We start from the raw sequence: 18,193 nt of genomic DNA on the forward strand, positions 1-18,193 counted from the left end.
CTGAGACTATGATTTGCCATGAGAGCAGTGGTTTAGTTTTTGGGTTTGGTCGCACAAACACAATAACTCTTCCTTACTGCTCTCTTGCGTTTACGGCATGCTCATCCCGGCAATCCGTGAAGAACCATAAAAAAGCCGTCGTGGTGACGGCTTGTCGTATCAGGCTGCCGGAGCAGGCTCCGGCACCGTGCGCCAGACGCACGTGCCTTTCACACCCTTGTCCAGCGCATTGAGCACGTCTTCATGCGCGGCCAGCTCTTCCGGCGAAGCGGCCAGCACGATTATGTCGCCCATCGCCACCTCTACCAGCGCGCCGTCGTGCGCGACGACTTCTTCTTCCACGTCCATGCCGAGGCTGTTCTGGCCCCGCGTCATGGCCAGGTAGACATCGGCCAGCAATTCCGCATCCAGCAACGCGCCGTGCAGTTTACGGTGCGCGTTGGAGATGCCGAAGTGATCGCACAGCGCATCCAGCGAATTGCGCTTGCCCGGACGCATTTCCTTGGCTTGGGCCAGCGTATCGATGACACCGTGGATGTGGCTGTCGAACGCCGGCAATTTCAGCAGGTTGAACTCGTGGTTCAGGAAGCCCATATCGAACGGCGCGTTATGGATGATGAGTTCGGCGCCCTGGATATACTGGCGGAACTCGTCGGCGATTTCCGCGAACTTCGGCTTGGTGCTGAGGAATTCCGTGGTCAGGCCGTGGACCGCCAGTGCGCCCTCTTCCGAATCCCGCTCGGGATTGATGTAAACGTGGAAGTTATTGCCCGTCAACATGCGGTTGACCAGCTCGACACAGCCGATTTCAATGACGCGGTTGCCTTGCTTGGGGTTGATGCCGGTGGTTTCAGTATCGAGAACGATTTGACGCATGGTGATTTTACGAGGGCTGACGGACGGGCGGCAGTATAGCAGAGGGCCGGCGGCGGCTTGATGGTGTTATTTGCGGCGAACGGACTCGACGCCCATGTTCGCCAGCTGGTCGGCTTTTTCATTGCCCGGATGGCCGTTGTGGCCCCGCACCCAGCGCCAGTCGACCTTGTGCGTGGCCTGGATCTGGTCCAGCGCCTGCCACAGGTCGGCATTTTTCACCGGTTCCTTGGTCGACGTCACCCACCCCTTGCGCTTCCAGCCGTGGATCCACTCGCTGATGCCTTTTTGCACGTATTGCGAGTCGGTGTGCAGCACCACTTCGCACGGACGCTTCAGCGCCTTCAGCGACTCGATCACCGCCGTCAATTCCATGCGGTTATTGGTGGTGTTCAACTCGCCGCCAAACATTTCCTTTTGTGCTTCGCCTGCGACCAGCCATGCGCCCCACCCGCCGGTGCCTGGATTGCCCTTGCATGCACCGTCGGTAAAAATCTCAACCTTGTCCATCCTGTGTTTCCCGTGTTTTATTCGTTGCTGGTACGGCCACCGGGGCCGCCGCGCGTTTCTTTGTCCATGCCGGACCGATCAGCCGCATGCCTTTGACACGCTTGATTGCCTGCACCATGTACACGGCGCCCAGGTATGGCCACCAGCGGCTGCCGGCGCGGTCCATGAAGGCATAGCGCTGCAGCCACTTTTCAGTACGGCATGCGGGCGCATAACAGCCGAAGTGGCTGGTGGTGGCGCCCAAATTCAATAATTTTAACCAGTCGCGCATGCGCGGCATAGAAATGAATTCGCCGGCGGGCGGCAGGAAGTGCGATCCCGTCAGCCGCCCCGTCACCTGGCGCAGCCCCCACAGGCTGGCCGGATTGAAGCCGCAAATGATCACCTGCCCTTCGGGAATCAGTACGCGCTCCACTTCGCGCAGCACCTGGTGCGGCTCCGCCGCGAATTCCAGCACGTGCGGCAACACCACCAGGTCCAGGCTTTGCGACGCGAATGGCAGTTCCGCGTAATCGAACGTCACCGCCACCTGGCGCAATTCCGTCACATTATCCAGCCGTGGACGGGTGCGCAGGTCCGCCAGCCACTTGCGCGGCATGCGGTTGGCGGCCAGCGCATCGATTTGCGGCAAGCCGATCTGCAGCGCGTTATAACCGAAAATGTCGGCGGTCAGTGCATCGAGCTGCGCTTGTTCCCATGCGCGCACGTAGGCCCCGGCCGGCGTTTGCAGCCAGGAGTCCAGCGCTATAATGGATTTTTCAGATGCGGCGCTATCCATGCCACTTTCCCCGACAAGATGAATCAAAAGCTCAGCGTCCTCACCGTACCGGCCTTTAACGACAATTACCTGTGGCTGATCCACGATGGCGTCCATGCCGCCGTGGTCGATCCCGGCGACGCCCAACCCATCCTGGCCGCCTTGCAGGCAAATAGCCTGGCGCTTACCGCCATTTTACTCACCCATCACCATGCCGACCATACCGGAGGCGTACCTGCATTATTGCAGCATTACGCGGTTCCCGTATTCGGCCCGCGCCACGACGGTATCGCCGCCGTCACGCAGCCGTTGTCCGAAGGGGATGTGGTCGACGTGCCGGGCTTGCCGCTGCGCCTGCGTGTGCTGGACGTGCCGGGCCACACGCGGGGCCACATCGCCTATGTGCGCGACGACGGCGAGCCGTGGCTGTTCTGCGGCGACACGCTGTTTGCAGGCGGCTGCGGCCGCCTGTTTGAAGGAACGCCGGCGCAAATGGCGGCGTCGCTGGAGAAACTGGCGGCATTGCCTTCCGAGACGAAAGTCTTTTGCGCCCATGAATACACGCTGTCCAACCTGCGTTTCGCGCTGGCCGTGGAGCCTGGCAATATGGCGTTGCAGGCGCGCATGGAGGCGGACAGCCGCACGCGCGACCGGGGCCAGCCGACGGTGCCCAGCACGATCGGGCTGGAACGCAACACCAATCCGTTCCTGCGTTATGCCGAACCGCAAATCGCGGCACAATTACTTACTGCAGGAAAATTGCACGGCGGGGAAAGCCCGGCGGCGGTATTTGCCGCCCTAAGGCAATGGAAAAACACTTTCTGAGGAGGCAATATGAGCGAACGGCCGCTGGTGAAGTTCTATTTTGACCCCATCAGTCCCTTTGCCTGGCTGGCGACCAAGGATATCGGCTGCATCGAAGCCGCCGGTTGCCGCGTCGAATTCGAACCCATCCTGTTTGCCGCCATGCTGACGGCGCACGGCAACAAGGGCCCGGCGGAAATCCCCGCCAAGCGGGTCCATACGTTCCGCGACGTGATGCGGCTGGCGGCGGAGATGGGGCTGAAGTTCGTGGGGCCACCGGGGCACCCGTTCAATCCGCTGATGGCGCTGCGGATGGCGACCGCCATCACCGATCCGGAACAGCGCAAGCGCTTCGTGGTCGCCATGTATGCGGCGTGCTGGGAACGGGGCAAGGATGTGTCGCAGGCCGATGTGCTGATCGTACTGGCCAACGAATGCGAACTCGACGGCGAAGCGCTGGCGCAGGCCGCCGTGACGCCGGAAGTCAAGCAGCAACTGGCGGCCGCCACGGAAATGGCCATCGGGCGCGGCATATTCGGCGTGCCGACGTTTGAATTTGAAGGGGAATACTTCTGGGGCGCGGACCGGATCGATTCGCTGCTGTGGCGGATCGCGGGCAACCGGATCGATGAAGCGGCGTTGCAGGCGTACCTGGATAAGCCAGCACTGTCGCAGCGCAAGCTGTAGGGCGGATTTTACAAAGCCGCCTGCTTGCGCCCCGTTGGCGCATGCTTGGCGGCTTCCGCTGCGCGGAAACCGCCCTACGGAACCGTGTTTCGTTCCATAGGGACGGTGTGGCCTGACTTAAATTTCTTCGTACAGCGGCAGGGTCAGGAATTCCGCGAACGCGTCCGACGTGCACATGTCGGCGAAGATTTTCGCGGCGCGGTCGTAGTTCGGGCTGCTGCCGTCCGGTGCGGAAGCCTTCACCTTCGGCAATTCTTCCGGAATCATCTTCAGTACCAGCTCGGCGGTGACTTTGTCGCCGTTGTCCAGCACGCCCTTGGTGGAACGGATCCACTGCCATACCTGCGCACGGCTGATCTCCGCGGTTGCCGCATCTTCCATCAGGTTGTGGATCGGCACGCAACCGTTGCCACCCAGCCAGCTGCCCAGGTAGTGGATACCCACGTTGATGTTGTAACGCAGGCCTGCTTCCGTGATCGGGGCTTCCGGCTGGAAGTTCAGCAGGTCGGCGGCCGCCACATTAACGTCCGGACGCTGCTTGCTGATCTGGTTCGGGGCGTCGCCCAGCACTTTCTTGAATTCGCCCATGGCCAGTTCCACCAGGCCCGGGTGCGCCACCCAGCCGCCGTCGTAGCCATCGGTGGCGTCGCGCGCCTTGTCGTTGCGCACGCCGCCCATCGCGATTTCGTTCTTTTCCGGATCGTTCTTGATCGGGATCAGGGCCGCCATGCCGCCAATGGCCGGGGCATTGCGCTTGTGGCAGGTTTTCAGCAGCAGCAGCGCGTACGAACGCATGAATGGCGCCGTCATCGTGACTTTGGCGCGGTCGGCCAGGCAGAAGTCCTTGTCCAGCTTGAATTTCTTGATGCACGAGAAGATGTAATCCCAGCGGCCGGCATTCAGGCCCGAACTGTGTTCGCGCAGTTCGTACAGGATTTCATCCATTTCAAACGCTGCCAGGATGGTTTCGATCAGGACCGTGGCCTTGATCGTGCCTTGTGGAATGCCCAGTTCGTTTTGCGTCATCACGAAGATGTCGTTCCACAGGCGCGCTTCCAGGTGCGATTCCATCTTCGGCAGGTAGAAGTATGGGCCGGCGCCGCGGGCCAGCTGTTCTTTCGCGTTGTGCAACATGAACAGCGCGAAGTCGAAGATGCCGCCGGAAATGCGCTTGCCGTCGACCAGCACGTGCTTTTCATCCAGGTGCCAGCCGCGCGGACGCACCACCAGGGTCGCGGTCTTGTCGTTCAGCTTGTACGACTTGCCGTTCTGTTCCAGCGAGATGGTTTTGCGCACTGCATCAATCATGTTGACCTGGCCGGAAATCTGGTTATCCCAGTTCGGCGTGTTCGAATCTTCGAAGTCGGTCATGTAGCTGTCGGCGCCGGAATTGAGGGCGTTGATCACCATCTTGCGGTCGACCGGGCCGGTGATTTCCACGCGGCGGCATTCCAGTGCCTTCGGGATCGGTGCAATAGTCCAGTTACCTTCGCGGATATGAGCGGTTTCCTTCAGGAAGTCCGGACGCTCGCCTTCATCCAGGCGCTTGGCGCGGGCCACGCGGGCGGCCAGCAATTCCTGGCGACGCGGCTCGAATGCACGCGACAGCTTGGCCACCAGGGCCAGCGCGTCAGGGGTCAGTACCGTTTCGTAGCCGGGCTTGATGGCGCCCGTGATTTCCATACCTGCTGGCAATTGAATGGTGGCTTGCGACATGTGATCTCCGTTGTTTCGTATTGATGGAATCCTCAGTATAGGCTTTTACGCCCACATCGTTTTTGCAGTATATTCACTAATAAGTTATGGAAACAAGACTAAAAATCACATCATCTATGCGTTTTTTGCACAAATCAAAAGGAACAGTTGAATGGGTCAGTTCAGGCAAATCTCCACGTTCGTCGATGTTGTCGCCAAAGGCAGCCTGTCCGCCGCCGCCCGCGCGGAAGGCATAGCGCCCGCCGTTATTGGGCGCAGGCTCGATGCGCTGGAGCAGCGGCTGGGAGTGAAACTATTGCAGCGCACCACGCGCAAACTGGCCCTGACCAACGAAGGCGCCGCGTTCCTGGAAGATTGCCAGCGCATTTTGACGGAACTGGAAGATGCGGAAGCGGCGGTGGCCGAACGCAGCGCGCGCGCAACAGGTCACTTGCTGGTGTCGGCGCCGGCGGGGTTTGGACGGCAGCACGTGGCGCCGTTGCTGCCATCATTCCTGTCCGAGCACCGCGACGTGCGCGCCACGCTGAACCTGTCAGACCGGGTGGTGGATTTGATCGGCGAAGGGGTCGACGTGGCGATCCGCATCGCGTCGCTGCAGGATTCCAGCCTGGTGGGCGTGAAGCTGGCCGACAACCATCGCGTCATCGTCGCCACCCCCGCCTACCTGAAGCGGCATGGTACGCCGAGTACCCTGGACGACCTGGCCAAGCACAATTGCCTGGCCATCAGCAGCGACGGTAGCCAGCGCGGCTGGACCTTCAAGGTGGATGGCAAGATCACGACACTGAAAGTGTCGGGCAACATGGGCTGCAATGACGGCGCCGTGCTGCACGAATGGGTGCTGGCCGGCAAGGGGCTGGCGTGGCGGTCGATGTGGGAAGTGGGCGCCGACCTGGAAGCGGGCCGGCTGGTGCCGGTGCTGGAGCACTATGCGGCGCCCGGCAACGATATTTATGCGGTGTTTGCGCAGCGCAACCACTTGCCGCTGCGGATACGGGCCTTTGTCGACTTCCTGCGCCGCACCTATGCGCAGCCCGGCTACTGGCGCAAGGCCACCTGATGCAAAAGCATTAGACGAAAAAAAATCCTCGGCGACCGAGGATTTTCTTATCGTTGGATCCAGCGCTGAATTACAGCGGTTGGATGTTCGATGCTTGCTTACCTTTTGGGCCAGCGGTTACGTCGAACGATACGCGCTGGTTCTCTTGCAGAGATTTGAAGCCTTGGGTTTGGATCGCCGAGAAGTGAGCGAACAGATCTTCGCCGCCTTCGTCAGGGGTGATGAAGCCAAAACCCTTCGAATCATTGAACCATTTTACGATACCAGTTGCCATTACAATTCCTATTTCAGTTAAATTGGGCTTGCGCCCGTGATATCGTTTGAAGCAAGTAAGCCAGCGAAGCTGCACTACTCTGAATCTAACGATCCCGCATTATACCGAATAAAACCGGGTTGTCCCGTTTCCACGAAAATAAATGCAGGGAGATGACGTTTGTTGCGTAATTCGTCGTCCGAGCACGTGTTTCGCGCGGCATGACTACCACTATAGACAAAATTTTAAGAACAGGGTTGAGGAATATCATTCGTGCGTCATCCGCACGACACTGGAATGAGAACTCAAACCTTGTATTCGGTCGCCTTGGGGTCAATGGCCGCCCAGGACAAGTACTGCGCAACCATGCCTTCCAGCGCGCCCCAGTCAGCGACCTCAACCGGGCGTTTCCCCAGTAGTGGCCGGACTTCCTGCTCCAGGCGCCGGGCTTCGGTACCAAGTACAGGGTAACCGAAAGTGGCGGCCGATCCGGCCACGCCGTGCAGCAATTCGTGCAACCGATGCAGCGATTGCTCATCAGCATCAGCGTTGCGGCAATGCGACAACGCGGCAGCAATTGCCGCCATCGTGGCAGGAATCGTCGCCCCGTACTTCTCCGACAGGGCGTTCAGGCGGTCGCGGAAATTCGGATCCTGGACGGGCGCCATGACTTTATTTGGTGCCGAAAATGCGGTCGCCCGCGTCGCCCAGGCCTGGAACGATATAAGCATGGTCGTTCAAATGGCTGTCCAGCGACGCGCAATAGATTTTCACGCCCGGATGCGCGTTCTGGAACACGGTGATGCCTTCCGGCGCCGCCACCAGCGACAGGAAAACGATCTGGTCGTCCGCCACACCGCGCTTTTTCAACACGTCGACCGCGTGCACGGCCGAGTTCCCGGTCGCCACCATCGGGTCGCACAGGATGAACATGCGCTCTTCCAGGTCCGGCAGGCGCACCAGGTATTCGACCGGCTGGTGGGTTTCCGGGTCGCGGAACACGCCGATGTGGCCAACGCGGGCCGACGGCACCAAATCCAGCAAGCCATCGCTCATGCCGATGCCGGCGCGCAGCACGGGAATGATGGCCAGCTTGCGGCCGGCGATCACGGGCGCCTGGATCGTCATCAGCGGGGTTTCGATTTCGCGCGTGGTCAGCGGCAGGTCGCGCGTGATTTCATAACCCATCAACAGGGTGATTTCCTTCAGCAGATCACGGAACGTGCGGGTCGACGTGGCCTTGTCGCGCATGTGGCTGAGCTTGTGCTGGATCAGCGGGTGGTCGGTAATGAACAGGTTGGGGAAGCGCGGATCTTGTTTCATGTCGGGGGACTCATATGTATATGGTTATACCCGGCATTATCCCAGCCCTGAGCGGGCTGGGGAATGGCTAAATTGCCGAAAGACGTGAATTAGTTACGCCGGCATCGCACGCGCCAGGATCGCCGCGCAATCGGTGCCGGCCGGCAGCCGGCCGAACACCCCGCCCGGCTCGCGCGCGATGCGCGACGCGACAAAGGCCTGGCTGACGTATGCCGGCGCATGGCGCAGCAGCAATGCCGCCTGCACCGCCAGCACGATGCGCTCGGCCAGCACGCGCGCGCCGAATTCATCGGGCGCCTGCCCCGCCATCGCTTTCAGATCCGCCAGCAACGCGGCGCGGTAGCGGTTGAAGTGCGCGTCACCGTCGCCGGCCAGCGCCAGTTCCGCCGCCAGCGCATCGCCAGCCGCCGGGCTCTTGCCGAAGGCGCGCAGCAAGTCCAGGCACATGATGTTGCCGGACCCTTCCCAGATCGAATTGACGGGGAAATCGCGGTACATGCGCGCCAGCGGACTTTCCTCGACATAGCCGCTGCCGCCGATGACTTCCATCGCTTCCGCGCCCAGCGTGATACCCCGCTTGCAGACCCAGTATTTGCCGGCCGGCGTCAGGATGCGGCCCAGGGTGGTTTCCTGCGGATGGTCCGGGTGGTCGAAGCAACGCGCCAGGCGCAGCGCCAGCGCGGTGGCGGCTTCCGATTCCAGCGCCATGTCGGCCAGCACGTTTTGCATCAACGGCTGCTCCGACAGCAGCTTGCCAAACACGCGGCGTCCGCGCGCATGGTGCAGCACATGCGTCAGCGCGGCGCGCATGGTGGAGGCGCTGCCGATCACGCAATCGAGGCGCGTCAGGCTGCCCATTTCCAGGATGGTGGGAATGCCCCGCCCCACCTGCCCCACCAGCCAGCCATAGGCGCCCGTGAATTCCACTTCGGACGACGCGTTCGAGCAATTGCCCAATTTATCCTTGAGGCGCTGCACCCGCACCTGGTTGCGCTGACCGTCCGGCAGGTAGCCCGGCACCAGGAAGCAGCTCAGGCCGGCGCTGCCGCCCGGTTCCGTCTGCGCCAGCACCAGGTGCGCATCGCATTGCGGCGCCGAATAAAACCATTTGTGGCCGACGATGCGGTAGACGCCATCGCTGTCGTCGCCAAACACGGCGCGCGCTTCGGACGGCAGCACGGGTTCGGCCCGCGTGGTATTGGCGCGCACGTCGGAACCGCCCTGCTTTTCCGTCATCCCCATGCCGATCAGCGCGCCCCGCTTTTGCGCCAGGGGCAACGGGCGGGGATCGTATTCGCGCGACAGGATCTTCGGCAGCCATTTATCGGCCAGCGCCGGCGCATGGCGCAGCGCCGCCACCGACGCATACGTCATCGTCACCGGGCACTGGGCGCCATTTTCCACCTGCCCGAACAACATGTATTTTGCGGCGCGCACCACTTGCGCACCCGGCGTACCATCCCAGGCCGACGCATGGGCGCCGTTTTCAATCAATTGTTGCATCAGGCGGTGCCATGCCGGATGGAACTCCACCTGGTCGATGCGCCGCCCGGTGCGGTCAAAGTTATGCAGCACCGGTTTGTTGGCATTGGCCAGGCGCGCCAGGTCCAGCGTCTCGGCGCGGCCCAGCATTTCGCCGAGACTGGCCAGCATTTCGTCGTGGCCCTCGCCGCCTTCGCGCGCCACCGCTTCGCGCAATGCCATATCGGCCTGGTACAGGTTGACGTCCCCGAACGCGCCAGGTTGATTCAGTACCTGGTGCGTTTCAAATGCACGGTCCATCGGGTTATCCATTGCATGCTCCCAAAATATCAATTCATGCAGCGTAATGCGCTTGCGGCAAAATATCAAGCATATGCTTGAATAAATTATTCGTGGAAATTGCGCCGCAGATTCGCCGCAGATTATTTCCTCTTACTGTACGACTATGATTGCCATCTGCTACCCTGTGGATTGGGCTCATCGATGTTTTTTGGCGCCCATGGCGCGTGTTTTTCTCAAAACACCGCTAAAAGTTGTCATATTTCATTTTTTAAATGGCGCATCGGTGATACATTTCGTTCTGGTTTTGCAACAATAGGCCGGGCTTTGCCCTGCGCCCCCATAAATTTGATCGTGACGATGTTACCCAGCCCTTCCGCCGTGCCGCTACGCGACAGCCAAAACGACATGGACAGCCTGCTTGAAGAGGCTGGTGACATCGTATTCCGCCTGCAATTATCCGGCCACATCGAGTACGCCAACCGCCGCGCGTGCATGATGGCCGAAATGCCCTCGCTTTTCGGACAACTGCTCCCCGCGCTGGCTTACGACCCCGACCAGGCGCCACTGCGCGCTGCGCTGGCGGCCGTCCAGCAATCCGGGGTGGCGGACCGGGTCGAAGCGCGTTTCCGCGTGCACGAAACCGACATCTGGTTTGAATTGCGCATTTCGCTCTACAGCCGGGGAGCGGTACAGGAACTGCTCGTCATCGGACGCGACCTGACGGCGCAGCACGCGACGGAAGAACGGCTGCGCCACATGGCCACGCACGATGCGCTGACGGAATTGCCGAACCGCCTGCTGCTGGCCGACCGCATCCGCATGACGATCGCCCAGGCGCGCCGTTCCGGCCAGGGCTTTTCCGTGGCCAGCATCGGCCTGGACGCGTTCAAGAAAGTCAATGACGGCCTGGGCCACCCGATCGGCGACGCGGTGCTGCGCATGGCCGCCGCTCGCCTGCGCAAGACCTTGCGCGACAGCGATACGCTGGCGCGCGTGGGCGGCGATGAATTCGTCGCGGTCTTGCCGGGCACGTATACGGAAGCGCAAATCAAGCTGGTCTCCGGCCGCCTGCTGGCGACGTTACAGGCGCCGTTTGAAATCGAAGGCCACACCATCTATATCGGCGCTTCGGTCGGCGTGGCGGTTTATCCGCAGCACGCGGAAGACGAAGTGCGGCTGGTGGCCATGGCCGACGCGGCGCTGTCGCGCGCGAAGGTCACGGGCAAGGCGCGCGCCGTGGTCTACAACCCGCAGCACAGCGGGCCGCCCGAACACGATATTTCGCTGGAAGCGGCCATGTTCTCGGCCGTGCGCGAAGGCGAATTCATGCTGTATTACCAACCCATCGTCGATGCCCACACGCGCGAAATCGAAGGGTTCGAAACCCTGATGCGCTGGAAGCACCCGACCCTGGGCATGGTGCCGCCCGGCCGATTCGTGCCGATCGCTGAAACCAATGGCTTGATCAACCTGCTGGGCGCGTGGGCGCTGAAGTCGGCCTGCGTGCAGCTGAAGCAGTTTCAGGAAGTTGCAAAGCGGAATTTGTATATTTCTGTTAACATTAGCCCCCGGCAATTCCGCAACGATAAATTCCTCGACGTGCTGGACGACGCCATCGCGTTTTCCGGCTTACCTGGTGAGCAATTGGTTTTAGAGATTACAGAAGGCACCCTGATGATCGACCCGGCCCATGCCGAGACGATCCTGACCAAAATGGCGGAGCGCAAGGCGCGTATCGCCATCGACGACTTTGGCACCGGCTATTCGTCGCTGGCTTACCTGAAGCGCTTCCCTATTTCCGTCCTGAAAATCGACCGCGCCTTCATCCGCGACCTGCCCGGCTCCCAAAAAGACGGCGCCATCTGCAATGCCGTGCTGGACCTGGCGAAACACCTGGATTTGTCCGTGGTGGCCGAAGGCGTGGAAACGGACGAACAGTTGGCGTACATGGAACAGCGCGGCTGTAAATATATCCAGGGTTACCTGACCGGCAAGCCGATGGCGGCGTCCACCGCGCTGGCGGCACTGCGCGAGCGCACCTATGCCAGCCTGATGCCGGCCGACCTGAAACAGGTGGGCGCATGAGCGCAACCGGCAAAGCCGACGGCGGCAAGACTTTATCCCTGCTGTGGGACCGTACCCGCATGCAGGGCGACATGCCGGGCTTCGCCAAGGCCATCACGGCCATCCTGTCGGCCATGCGCGGCGAGGACGACGTTGAATTCAACATGACGCGCACCGTGCTGTCGGATCCCGTCCTGACGCAAAAAGTGCTGCGCCTGGCCAACAGCGGCATGTATTCCGCCTTCGGCCAGCACGTCAACACGGTCAGCAAGGCCGTACTGGTGCTGGGGACCGACGCCATCGGCCACCTGGCGCTGGGCTTGAAACTGGTGGAGGAAATGACCACCACATCGCCCAATTCCGGCATCGCCCACATTGAAATGGAAAAAGCCGTGCTGGCCGGCATGGTGGCGCAGCAAGTGGCGGAAAGCGCGGCCAGCGTGCACGCGGAAGAAGCCGTGGTGTGCTCGATGCTGCACACGCTGGGCCGCATGATGATCACGTATTACATGCCGGAACGCTGGGCGCAAATGCAGCAGCAGGCAGGCGAAGGCCGCGAAGACGACGCGGCGCTCGACATCCTGGGCCTGTCGCTGGAAGAAATCGGCAGCGCGGCGGCGGCGCACTGGGGCCTGCCGAAAAACCTCGTGAGCGGCATGCGCAACGTGGGCCCATTCGAGGAAGGCCAGGAAGTCACCAGCGCCGACTGGATCGCCGGCCTGTCGACCATGGCCGCGCAGTGCGCGGATTCGCTGTGGAATGACGACGAAGCAGGCGCGCAGGAAGTCAAGCGCATCACGGCCAGTTACTCGGCCATGCTGGGCGTCGATCCAGAACAGATGGATGCGGCGATTGAAAAGGCCAAGGCGGTGGCGGCCGCCGATCTCACCATCGCCCCGCTGTCCAAGCCGGCCGAGCGCCGCGCCAAGGCGCTGGCCAAGACGCGCCAGCGCGCCGAAGGCATCAAGATCCTGCAAAGCGGCGTCAACGACATGCGCGACATGGCCGCCACGGCCATGCCGGGCCAGATGGTGTCGATCGCGCTGGAAACCATTTACCAGGGCCTGGAATTTTCCCGCGCCGTGGCGTTTGTCCGCAACCGCCGGGAAGGCACCTATGCGGCCCGCATGAGCTTTGGCGATGGCGTGCGCGAGCGCCTGGGCGAAATGACGTTCTCCGATGCCTACGAACCGAACGTGTTCCATGCGGCGCTCAACAGCGACCGCGTGATCTTCATTGAAAACGCCAGGGACCCGAAGTTCGCCGCCAAGCTGCCAAGCTGGTGGCGCGACACCTTGAGCGAAGCGCGCAGCTTCGTGGTGTTGCCGCTGCTGGCCAATTCACAGCCGGCCGGTTTCCTGTATGGCGACTGGGATGAATCGTTCCCGCCGATCCAGCTGAGCCAGAACGAATTCACGCTGCTCAACGATATCCGTTCGCTGGTGGTGAAAACCATCGAACGCCGCCACCAGTTAGAGGCGGTCAGCAACAAGGTCGCCTGACGGCGGATGGTCGGTGCGCTGCCAGTGGAATGACAGCGCCGACGCGATCGCCGCCAGCACGCACAGCACCGCCGCCACCATATAAATCGATTCCGGCCCGAATCGCTCCCAGCAGCGGGACAGCGCCACGCCGGACAGCGATCCCCCGACACCATACGACAGGCTGATATACAGCGCCTGCCCGCGCGCCTGCAACGGCCCGGCAAACCAGCGCTGCATGGCCAGCACGCTGGCCGAATGGTGCAGCGCGAACGTGGCCGCGTGCAGCAATTGCGCCGCCACCAGCACCGCGATCCACTGCGCACCGGCGCCGATCATGGCGAAGCGCACGGCGCCCGCGGCGAAACACAGCATCAGCAGGCGGCGCGCGCCCCAGCGTTTCAATAACGGCCCCTGGAAATAAAACAGCACCACTTCCGCCACCACGCCCAGCGACCACATGGTCCCGATCAGCGCCTTGCTGTAGCCATGCCGCGCCAGGTACAGCGAATAAAACGTGTAGAGCGCCATGTGGGCGGCAATCGCCAGCGCGGACGACACGAAGAATGCAATGACTTCCCGCTTGCGCAGCACGGCCAGCAGCGCGGGCGCCGGCCCTTTATGCTGCTGGCGCGGCACGTCGCGCAGCCGCAGCGCCGCCATCCACGTGCACAGCAACAGCGCGCCGGCCGACCAGGGCAGCGCCCGGGTGCCAAGCCAGTCCATCAGGTAGGCGGTGGCCATCATCATGATGATGAAGCCGATCGACCCCCACAGCCGGATGCGGCCGTAGTACGTCATGTCGCCACGCATTTCCGACAGCATCAGCGCTTCGCACAGCGGGCCCTGCGCGCTGGTGAACAGGTTCAGCACCACCATGGCGACAAAGAAGTGGGCAAATCCGGTGCCGATAAAAAAGCCGGAAAACGCCGCCAGCGCGGCCAGCCCCGTCATGCGCAGCACGCGCACCCGGTGTTCGCTGTTGTCAGCGACCCAGCCCCAGACATTGGGACCGAAAATCCGCATCACCTGGATCAGCGCCATCAGCACGCCGATCTGGGCCACGGTCATGCCCTTGTCGGCGTAAAACAGGCTGGCGTAACTGGAGAACGTGCCCGCGTGGGCGTAGTAGAAAAACAGGAAGGCGGAGTAATTGAAGAACTGGGTGGGCATAAACTAAAAAGGCGGCTCATCGAGCCGCCCTGTAACACCTTATTTTGCGCGGGCGATATCCGGCGTCGCCACTTTCACATCGCCGCACTGCGCGCGGTGCATCAGCGCGTGGTCCATCAAGACCAGCGCCAGCATGGCTTCGGCAATCGGCGTGGCGCGGATGCCGACGCACGGGTCGTGGCGGCCGAAGGTTTCCACCATCACGGGATTGCCGTCCTTGTCGATCGAGCGGCGCGGCGTGCGGATCGACGACGTCGGCTTGATGGCGATGGAGACTGTGATGTCCTGGCCGGTGGAAATGCCGCCCAGCACGCCGCCGGCGTTATTGCCGACAAAACCTTGCAGCGTCAGCTCGTCGCCATGCTCCGAACCGCGCTGCGATACCGATTGGAAGCCGGCGCCGATTTCCACGCCCTTCACGGCGTTAATGCCCATCATGGCATACGCGATGTCGGCATCGAGCTTGTCGTAAATCGGCTGGCCCAGGCCCACCGGCACGTTTTTCGCCACGACGTTGATGCGGGCGCCGATGGAATCGCCATCTCGGCGCAAGTCGTCCATGTAGCTTTCCAGGCGGGCGATCAGCGCCGCATCGGCGGTGGCCGCGAAGAACGGGTTGTTCGGCACGTGGTCGAACGATTCAAATGGAATCCCGATTTCGCCCAGCTGGCTCATGCAACCACTGAAGACCGTGCCGTATTGCTGCAACAGCCATTTTTTCGCAATCGCCGCGGCGCCCACGATGGGCGCCGTCAGGCGCGCCGACGAACGGCCGCCGCCGCGCGGATCGCGCACGCCGTATTTGTGCCAGTACGTATAATCGGCGTGGCCGGGGCGGAAACTTTCCGCAATATTGCCGTAATCCTTGCTGCGCTGGTCTTCGTTGCGGATCATCAGCGCGATCGGCGTACCGGTGGTGACGCCCTGGTAGACGCCGGACAGGATTTCCACGCGGTCCGGTTCCTGGCGCTGCGTCACGTGGCGCGACGTGCCGGGCTTGCGGCGGTCCAGCTCGGGCTGGATATCCGCCTCGGACAGCGGCATGCCGGGCGGGCAGCCATCGATCACGCAACCGATCGCCACGCCGTGCGATTCACCAAAAGTACTTACCGAAAACAGCTTGCCAAATGAATTGCCGGACATGTCAGTAGAGATGTGAAAAACTGGGGGAACGCTGATTTTACCAGTCATCGGCCCTCACCGTTGCCACGAAGCCAAAATAGTTCCTATTAGTACTAAAAGTCCGGTAGAAATTATAAAAAGATTGCAAATAAAATTTCCACGAATCATCGAATATTTAACACATTTCTTACCCTCCGAATAATTTGTGGCACGCCGCGCTACATCCCTTGCAATTTGCGACTTATTGGCTACGGGAAAACGTTGAAATGATCGTTCTCTTTAACAATTCGCTATATACTTGATTCAAGAACACCCGCGATTTCCGGAGAAGCGACACATGCCCCAATCCCTTGAGAATCACGTCCCCGCCAAGGACGATCAAGACGATCTGGTATTCCTCGAGGAGCATCCAGCTGCACCGGCCACGCACGCACCCCGCGAAGTATGGCGGGTGATGATCATCGACGATGACGAAGACGTCCATTCCACCACCACGTTTGCTTTGGGCAACCTGGACATGCAGCACAGGCCGCTCGAGTTCGTGCACGCGTATTCGGCCGGCCAGGCGCGCGAAATGTTGCGCCACGAAGAGGAAATCGCCGTCATCCTGCTGGACGTCGTCATGGAGCAGGACGACGCCGGCCTGCATCTGGTGCGCTATATCCGTGAAACGCTGAAACTGGCCGATGTCCGCATCATCTTGCGCACCGGCCAGCCCGGCTATGCACCGGAAATCGACGCCATCCGCGATTACGACATCAACGATTACAAGACCAAGTCCGAGCTCACCCGCATCAAGCTGTTCACGACGGTGACGGCGGCGATCCGGTCGTACGAGCAAATCCGCAAGATCAATGACAGCCGCCGCGGCCTGGACCGCATCGTGCACGCCAGTACGGAACTGATGTCGCTGCACGGCGTGCAAAACTTCGCGGCCGGCGTGCTGACGCAAATTGCCCACCTGCTGGGCCAGGAAACCAATGGCGTGCTGTGCGTGCAGGAATGCCCGGAAGACGGTTGCCACGAACTGGTGGTGATGGCGGCGGCCGGCGAATACGTGGAGCACAACAACACGCAACTGACGTGCAGCACGGAGCCCCGCATCGTCACCGCGATGGAACATACGCTGGCGGAGCGGCGCAACCATTACGAAGACGATGCCGTCACCCTGTATTTCGCGGGCAAGGCCAGCCGGGCGTTTGTGGCGTTCCTGCACACTACCCGTACGCTGACGGAAATCGAACAACGCTTGCTGGAAGTCTTTTGCAGCAATGTGGCGGTCGGCCTCGATAACGTGGAACTGGTATCGCACCTGCATAACGCGGCGTTTTACGACTCGCTGTCCAAGCTGCCGAACCGTACCCGCCTGGTGGAAATCCTCGATGCCGCCCTCTCCGGTCCCGGCAAGGACGACGCCACCCTGTCGCTGGTCGACCTGGACCACTTCGCGGAAACCAACGATGCGCTGGGCCACCAGTTCGGCGACGAATTGCTGGTCGCCGTCGCGGAACGCCTGCAATCGCGGCTGGGCCAGCATTTGACGGTGGCCCGCCTCGGCGGCGACATCTTCTGCGTGCTGGGCGACGCGGCGCAAGTGAACCCGACCACCATCCTGGGCCTGTTCCAGGTCCCGTTCAGCATCGAAGGCCAGGACGTGCAACTGTCCGCCACCCTGGGCCTGGTGCGGCTGGCCGAACACGAAGGCACGGGCGCCGACGCGTTGAAGGACGCCGATATTGCGCTCAAGCGCGCGAAATCCATGCAGCGCGCCGGCCACTTCTATTATTCGCGCAGCATGGGCGTGGAGATCCGCGAACGCGTGCGCATGATGCACGCGCTGCGCACGGCATTTGGCCAGAACCAGCTGTTCGTCGTCTACCAGCCGCAAATCGACCTGGTCACGCGCCGCCCCGTTGGCGCGGAAGCGCTGCTGCGCTGGCAAACGGCCGACGGCAAATTCGTCTCGCCCGACAAGTTCATCCCGATCGCGGAATACTCCGGCCTGATCATCGACATGGGCGAATGGGTGATGCGCACGGCGTGCCGCGAACTGGTGGGTCTGCGCGCCGCGGGCCACGACAACTTCACGATGTCGATCAACGTGTCGCAAGTGCAGTTCCGCCATCCGTATTTCCTGGAAATGCTGCGCCGCGCGCTGGCCGACACCGGCGCGCCGCCGGAATTCGTCGAACTGGAAATCACGGAATCCATGGCCATGGAAGAGCCGGACCTGCTGATTAAAATGCTGGCGCAGATCAAGCAGACCGGCGTGTCGATCGCCATCGACGATTTCGGCACGGGCTTCTCGTCGCTGTCGTACCTGCAGCGCCTGCAAATCGACCGCCTGAAAATCGACCGCGCCTTTGTCACGGAAATTACCGGCTCGGCACGGGGCAGCTCGATTGCGGAAATGGTGATTCAACTGGGCCGCAACCTGGGCCTGGCCGTGATCGCCGAAGGCGTCGAAGATGAACGCCAGGCGCAAATCCTGCAATCCCTGGGCTGCCCGCTGGCGCAAGGCTTCCTGTTTGCCCGCCCGATGACAGCCGATGCATTGAATGGCTGGCTCAGCAACGATGCATTGGCGGGCGTGGCGTAATTCGCGA

General features: G+C 61.6%; 17 protein-coding genes. 6 read left to right on the plus strand and 11 right to left on the minus strand.

The features are described from left to right. Positions 1–159 precede the first annotated feature (159 nt). From dnaQ to GJ700_RS23390, 3 genes are all read right to left on the minus strand, one after another. Complete coding sequence (gene dnaQ, locus GJ700_RS23380; RefSeq protein WP_154378472.1) at positions 160–876, minus strand: DNA polymerase III subunit epsilon; 717 nt, start codon at positions 874–876, stop codon at positions 160–162. A gap of 66 nt (positions 877–942) precedes the next feature. Further along, positions 943–1,383: a ribonuclease HI gene (rnhA, locus tag GJ700_RS23385; RefSeq protein WP_154378474.1), complete on the minus strand. Its 441-nt coding sequence runs from the start codon at positions 1,381–1,383 to the stop codon at positions 943–945. Then, positions 1,370–2,161, minus strand: coding sequence for a class I SAM-dependent methyltransferase (locus tag GJ700_RS23390; RefSeq protein WP_154378476.1), 792 nt, complete (start codon positions 2,159–2,161; stop codon positions 1,370–1,372). The genes rnhA and GJ700_RS23390 overlap by 14 nt, the downstream gene beginning before the upstream one ends. A gap of 18 nt (positions 2,162–2,179) precedes the next feature. Here GJ700_RS23390 and gloB point away from each other — a divergent pair, with 18 nt between their 5' ends. Both gloB and GJ700_RS23400 read left to right on the plus strand, forming a co-directional pair. Then, positions 2,180–2,965, plus strand: a complete 786-nt coding sequence (gene gloB / locus GJ700_RS23395; protein WP_154378478.1) for a hydroxyacylglutathione hydrolase — start codon at positions 2,180–2,182, stop codon at positions 2,963–2,965. Between the two features lie 9 nt (positions 2,966–2,974). Beyond that, entirely contained in the window at positions 2,975–3,631 is a 657-nt protein-coding gene (locus GJ700_RS23400; protein WP_154378480.1) for a 2-hydroxychromene-2-carboxylate isomerase, read from the plus strand. 117 nt (positions 3,632–3,748) lie between these two features. Here GJ700_RS23400 and aceB read toward each other — a convergent pair whose 3' ends face one another. Beyond that, complete coding sequence (gene aceB, locus GJ700_RS23405) at positions 3,749–5,347, minus strand: malate synthase A (protein WP_154378482.1); 1,599 nt, start codon at positions 5,345–5,347, stop codon at positions 3,749–3,751. Between the two features lie 151 nt (positions 5,348–5,498). Here aceB and GJ700_RS23410 point away from each other — a divergent pair, with 151 nt between their 5' ends. After that, the gene (locus GJ700_RS23410) at positions 5,499–6,407 is read left to right on the plus strand and encodes a LysR family transcriptional regulator (RefSeq protein WP_154378484.1); all 909 of its coding nucleotides are present in this window, start codon (positions 5,499–5,501) and stop codon (positions 6,405–6,407) included. Positions 6,408–6,477: 70 nt separating this feature from the next. Here the strand turns inward: GJ700_RS23410 and GJ700_RS23415 are convergent, their stop codons facing one another. The 5 genes from GJ700_RS23415 to GJ700_RS35050 all read right to left on the minus strand — a co-directional run bounded on the left by GJ700_RS23415 (position 6,478) and on the right by GJ700_RS35050 (position 10,154). After that, positions 6,478–6,681, minus strand: a complete 204-nt coding sequence (locus tag GJ700_RS23415; protein ID WP_154378486.1) for a cold-shock protein — start codon at positions 6,679–6,681, stop codon at positions 6,478–6,480. Positions 6,682–6,965: 284 nt separating this feature from the next. Then, positions 6,966–7,328, minus strand: coding sequence for an Hpt domain-containing protein (locus GJ700_RS23420; protein ID WP_154378488.1), 363 nt, complete (start codon positions 7,326–7,328; stop codon positions 6,966–6,968). 4 nt (positions 7,329–7,332) lie between these two features. Next, on the minus strand, positions 7,333–7,983 hold the full coding sequence (gene upp / locus GJ700_RS23425) for a uracil phosphoribosyltransferase (RefSeq protein ID WP_154378489.1): 651 nt from the start codon (positions 7,981–7,983) through the stop codon (positions 7,333–7,335). Between the two features lie 93 nt (positions 7,984–8,076). Next, on the minus strand, positions 8,077–9,777 hold the full coding sequence (locus tag GJ700_RS23430; RefSeq protein WP_371868090.1) for an isovaleryl-CoA dehydrogenase: 1,701 nt from the start codon (positions 9,775–9,777) through the stop codon (positions 8,077–8,079). 224 nt (positions 9,778–10,001) lie between these two features. Continuing rightward, positions 10,002–10,154: a hypothetical protein gene (locus GJ700_RS35050; RefSeq protein WP_195764000.1), complete on the minus strand. Its 153-nt coding sequence runs from the start codon at positions 10,152–10,154 to the stop codon at positions 10,002–10,004. On the opposite strand from GJ700_RS35050, the gene GJ700_RS23435 reads away from it, so the two are divergent. Together GJ700_RS23435 and GJ700_RS23440 are read left to right on the plus strand one after the other, a co-directional pair. Next, a complete protein-coding gene (locus tag GJ700_RS23435) occupies positions 10,153–11,832 on the plus strand; it encodes a putative bifunctional diguanylate cyclase/phosphodiesterase (RefSeq protein ID WP_229507201.1) in 1,680 nt (559 codons plus the stop codon). The two genes, GJ700_RS35050 and GJ700_RS23435, sit on opposite strands and share 2 nt — an antisense overlap. After that, a complete protein-coding gene (locus tag GJ700_RS23440) occupies positions 11,829–13,313 on the plus strand; it encodes an HDOD domain-containing protein (protein WP_229507202.1) in 1,485 nt (494 codons plus the stop codon). The genes GJ700_RS23435 and GJ700_RS23440 overlap by 4 nt, the downstream gene beginning before the upstream one ends. On the opposite strand, the gene GJ700_RS23445 is transcribed toward GJ700_RS23440, so the two are convergent. Together GJ700_RS23445 and aroC are read right to left on the minus strand one after the other, a co-directional pair. After that, positions 13,284–14,465 carry an MFS transporter gene (locus GJ700_RS23445; RefSeq protein WP_154378490.1) on the minus strand — a complete coding sequence of 394 codons (1,182 nt, stop codon included), beginning with the start codon at positions 14,463–14,465 and terminating at the stop codon, positions 13,284–13,286. The two genes, GJ700_RS23440 and GJ700_RS23445, sit on opposite strands and share 30 nt — an antisense overlap. 39 nt (positions 14,466–14,504) lie before the next feature. Next, positions 14,505–15,608, minus strand: a complete 1,104-nt coding sequence (gene aroC / locus GJ700_RS23450; protein ID WP_154378491.1) for a chorismate synthase — start codon at positions 15,606–15,608, stop codon at positions 14,505–14,507. A gap of 316 nt (positions 15,609–15,924) precedes the next feature. Here aroC and GJ700_RS23455 point away from each other — a divergent pair, with 316 nt between their 5' ends. After that, positions 15,925–18,186, plus strand: a complete 2,262-nt coding sequence (locus GJ700_RS23455) for a putative bifunctional diguanylate cyclase/phosphodiesterase (RefSeq protein WP_154378492.1) — start codon at positions 15,925–15,927, stop codon at positions 18,184–18,186. Positions 18,187–18,193 lie beyond the last annotated feature (7 nt).

This window comes from Pseudoduganella rivuli (genome assembly GCF_009674485.1).
GTDB classification, from domain to species: domain Bacteria; phylum Pseudomonadota; class Gammaproteobacteria; order Burkholderiales; family Burkholderiaceae_D; genus Rugamonas; species Rugamonas rivuli_B.

Excerpts from the sequence above, each read along its gene's own strand:
- GJ700_RS23420 (WP_154378488.1), bottom strand. The coding sequence starts at position 7,328 with ATGGCGCCCGTCCAGGATCCGAATTTCCGCGACCGCCTGAACGCCCTG.
- GJ700_RS23430 (WP_371868090.1), bottom strand. The coding sequence starts at position 9,777 with ATGGATAACCCGATGGACCGTGCATTTGAAACGCACCAGGTACTGAAT.
- dnaQ (WP_154378472.1), bottom strand. The coding sequence starts at position 876 with ATGCGTCAAATCGTTCTCGATACTGAAACCACCGGCATCAACCCCAAG.
- upp (WP_154378489.1), bottom strand. The coding sequence starts at position 7,983 with ATGAAACAAGATCCGCGCTTCCCCAACCTGTTCATTACCGACCACCCG.
- GJ700_RS23390 (WP_154378476.1), bottom strand. The coding sequence starts at position 2,161 with ATGGATAGCGCCGCATCTGAAAAATCCATTATAGCGCTGGACTCCTGG.
- aroC (WP_154378491.1), bottom strand. The coding sequence starts at position 15,608 with ATGTCCGGCAATTCATTTGGCAAGCTGTTTTCGGTAAGTACTTTTGGT.
- GJ700_RS35050 (WP_195764000.1), bottom strand. The coding sequence starts at position 10,154 with ATGTCGTTTTGGCTGTCGCGTAGCGGCACGGCGGAAGGGCTGGGTAAC.
- GJ700_RS23435 (WP_229507201.1), top strand. The coding sequence starts at position 10,153 with ATGGACAGCCTGCTTGAAGAGGCTGGTGACATCGTATTCCGCCTGCAA.
- GJ700_RS23455 (WP_154378492.1), top strand. The coding sequence starts at position 15,925 with ATGCCCCAATCCCTTGAGAATCACGTCCCCGCCAAGGACGATCAAGAC.
- GJ700_RS23440 (WP_229507202.1), top strand. The coding sequence starts at position 11,829 with ATGAGCGCAACCGGCAAAGCCGACGGCGGCAAGACTTTATCCCTGCTG.
- GJ700_RS23415 (WP_154378486.1), bottom strand. The coding sequence starts at position 6,681 with ATGGCAACTGGTATCGTAAAATGGTTCAATGATTCGAAGGGTTTTGGC.
- GJ700_RS23445 (WP_154378490.1), bottom strand. The coding sequence starts at position 14,465 with ATGCCCACCCAGTTCTTCAATTACTCCGCCTTCCTGTTTTTCTACTAC.
- GJ700_RS23410 (WP_154378484.1), top strand. The coding sequence starts at position 5,499 with ATGGGTCAGTTCAGGCAAATCTCCACGTTCGTCGATGTTGTCGCCAAA.
- aceB (WP_154378482.1), bottom strand. The coding sequence starts at position 5,347 with ATGTCGCAAGCCACCATTCAATTGCCAGCAGGTATGGAAATCACGGGC.
- rnhA (WP_154378474.1), bottom strand. The coding sequence starts at position 1,383 with ATGGACAAGGTTGAGATTTTTACCGACGGTGCATGCAAGGGCAATCCA.
- gloB (WP_154378478.1), top strand. The coding sequence starts at position 2,180 with ATGAATCAAAAGCTCAGCGTCCTCACCGTACCGGCCTTTAACGACAAT.
- GJ700_RS23400 (WP_154378480.1), top strand. The coding sequence starts at position 2,975 with ATGAGCGAACGGCCGCTGGTGAAGTTCTATTTTGACCCCATCAGTCCC.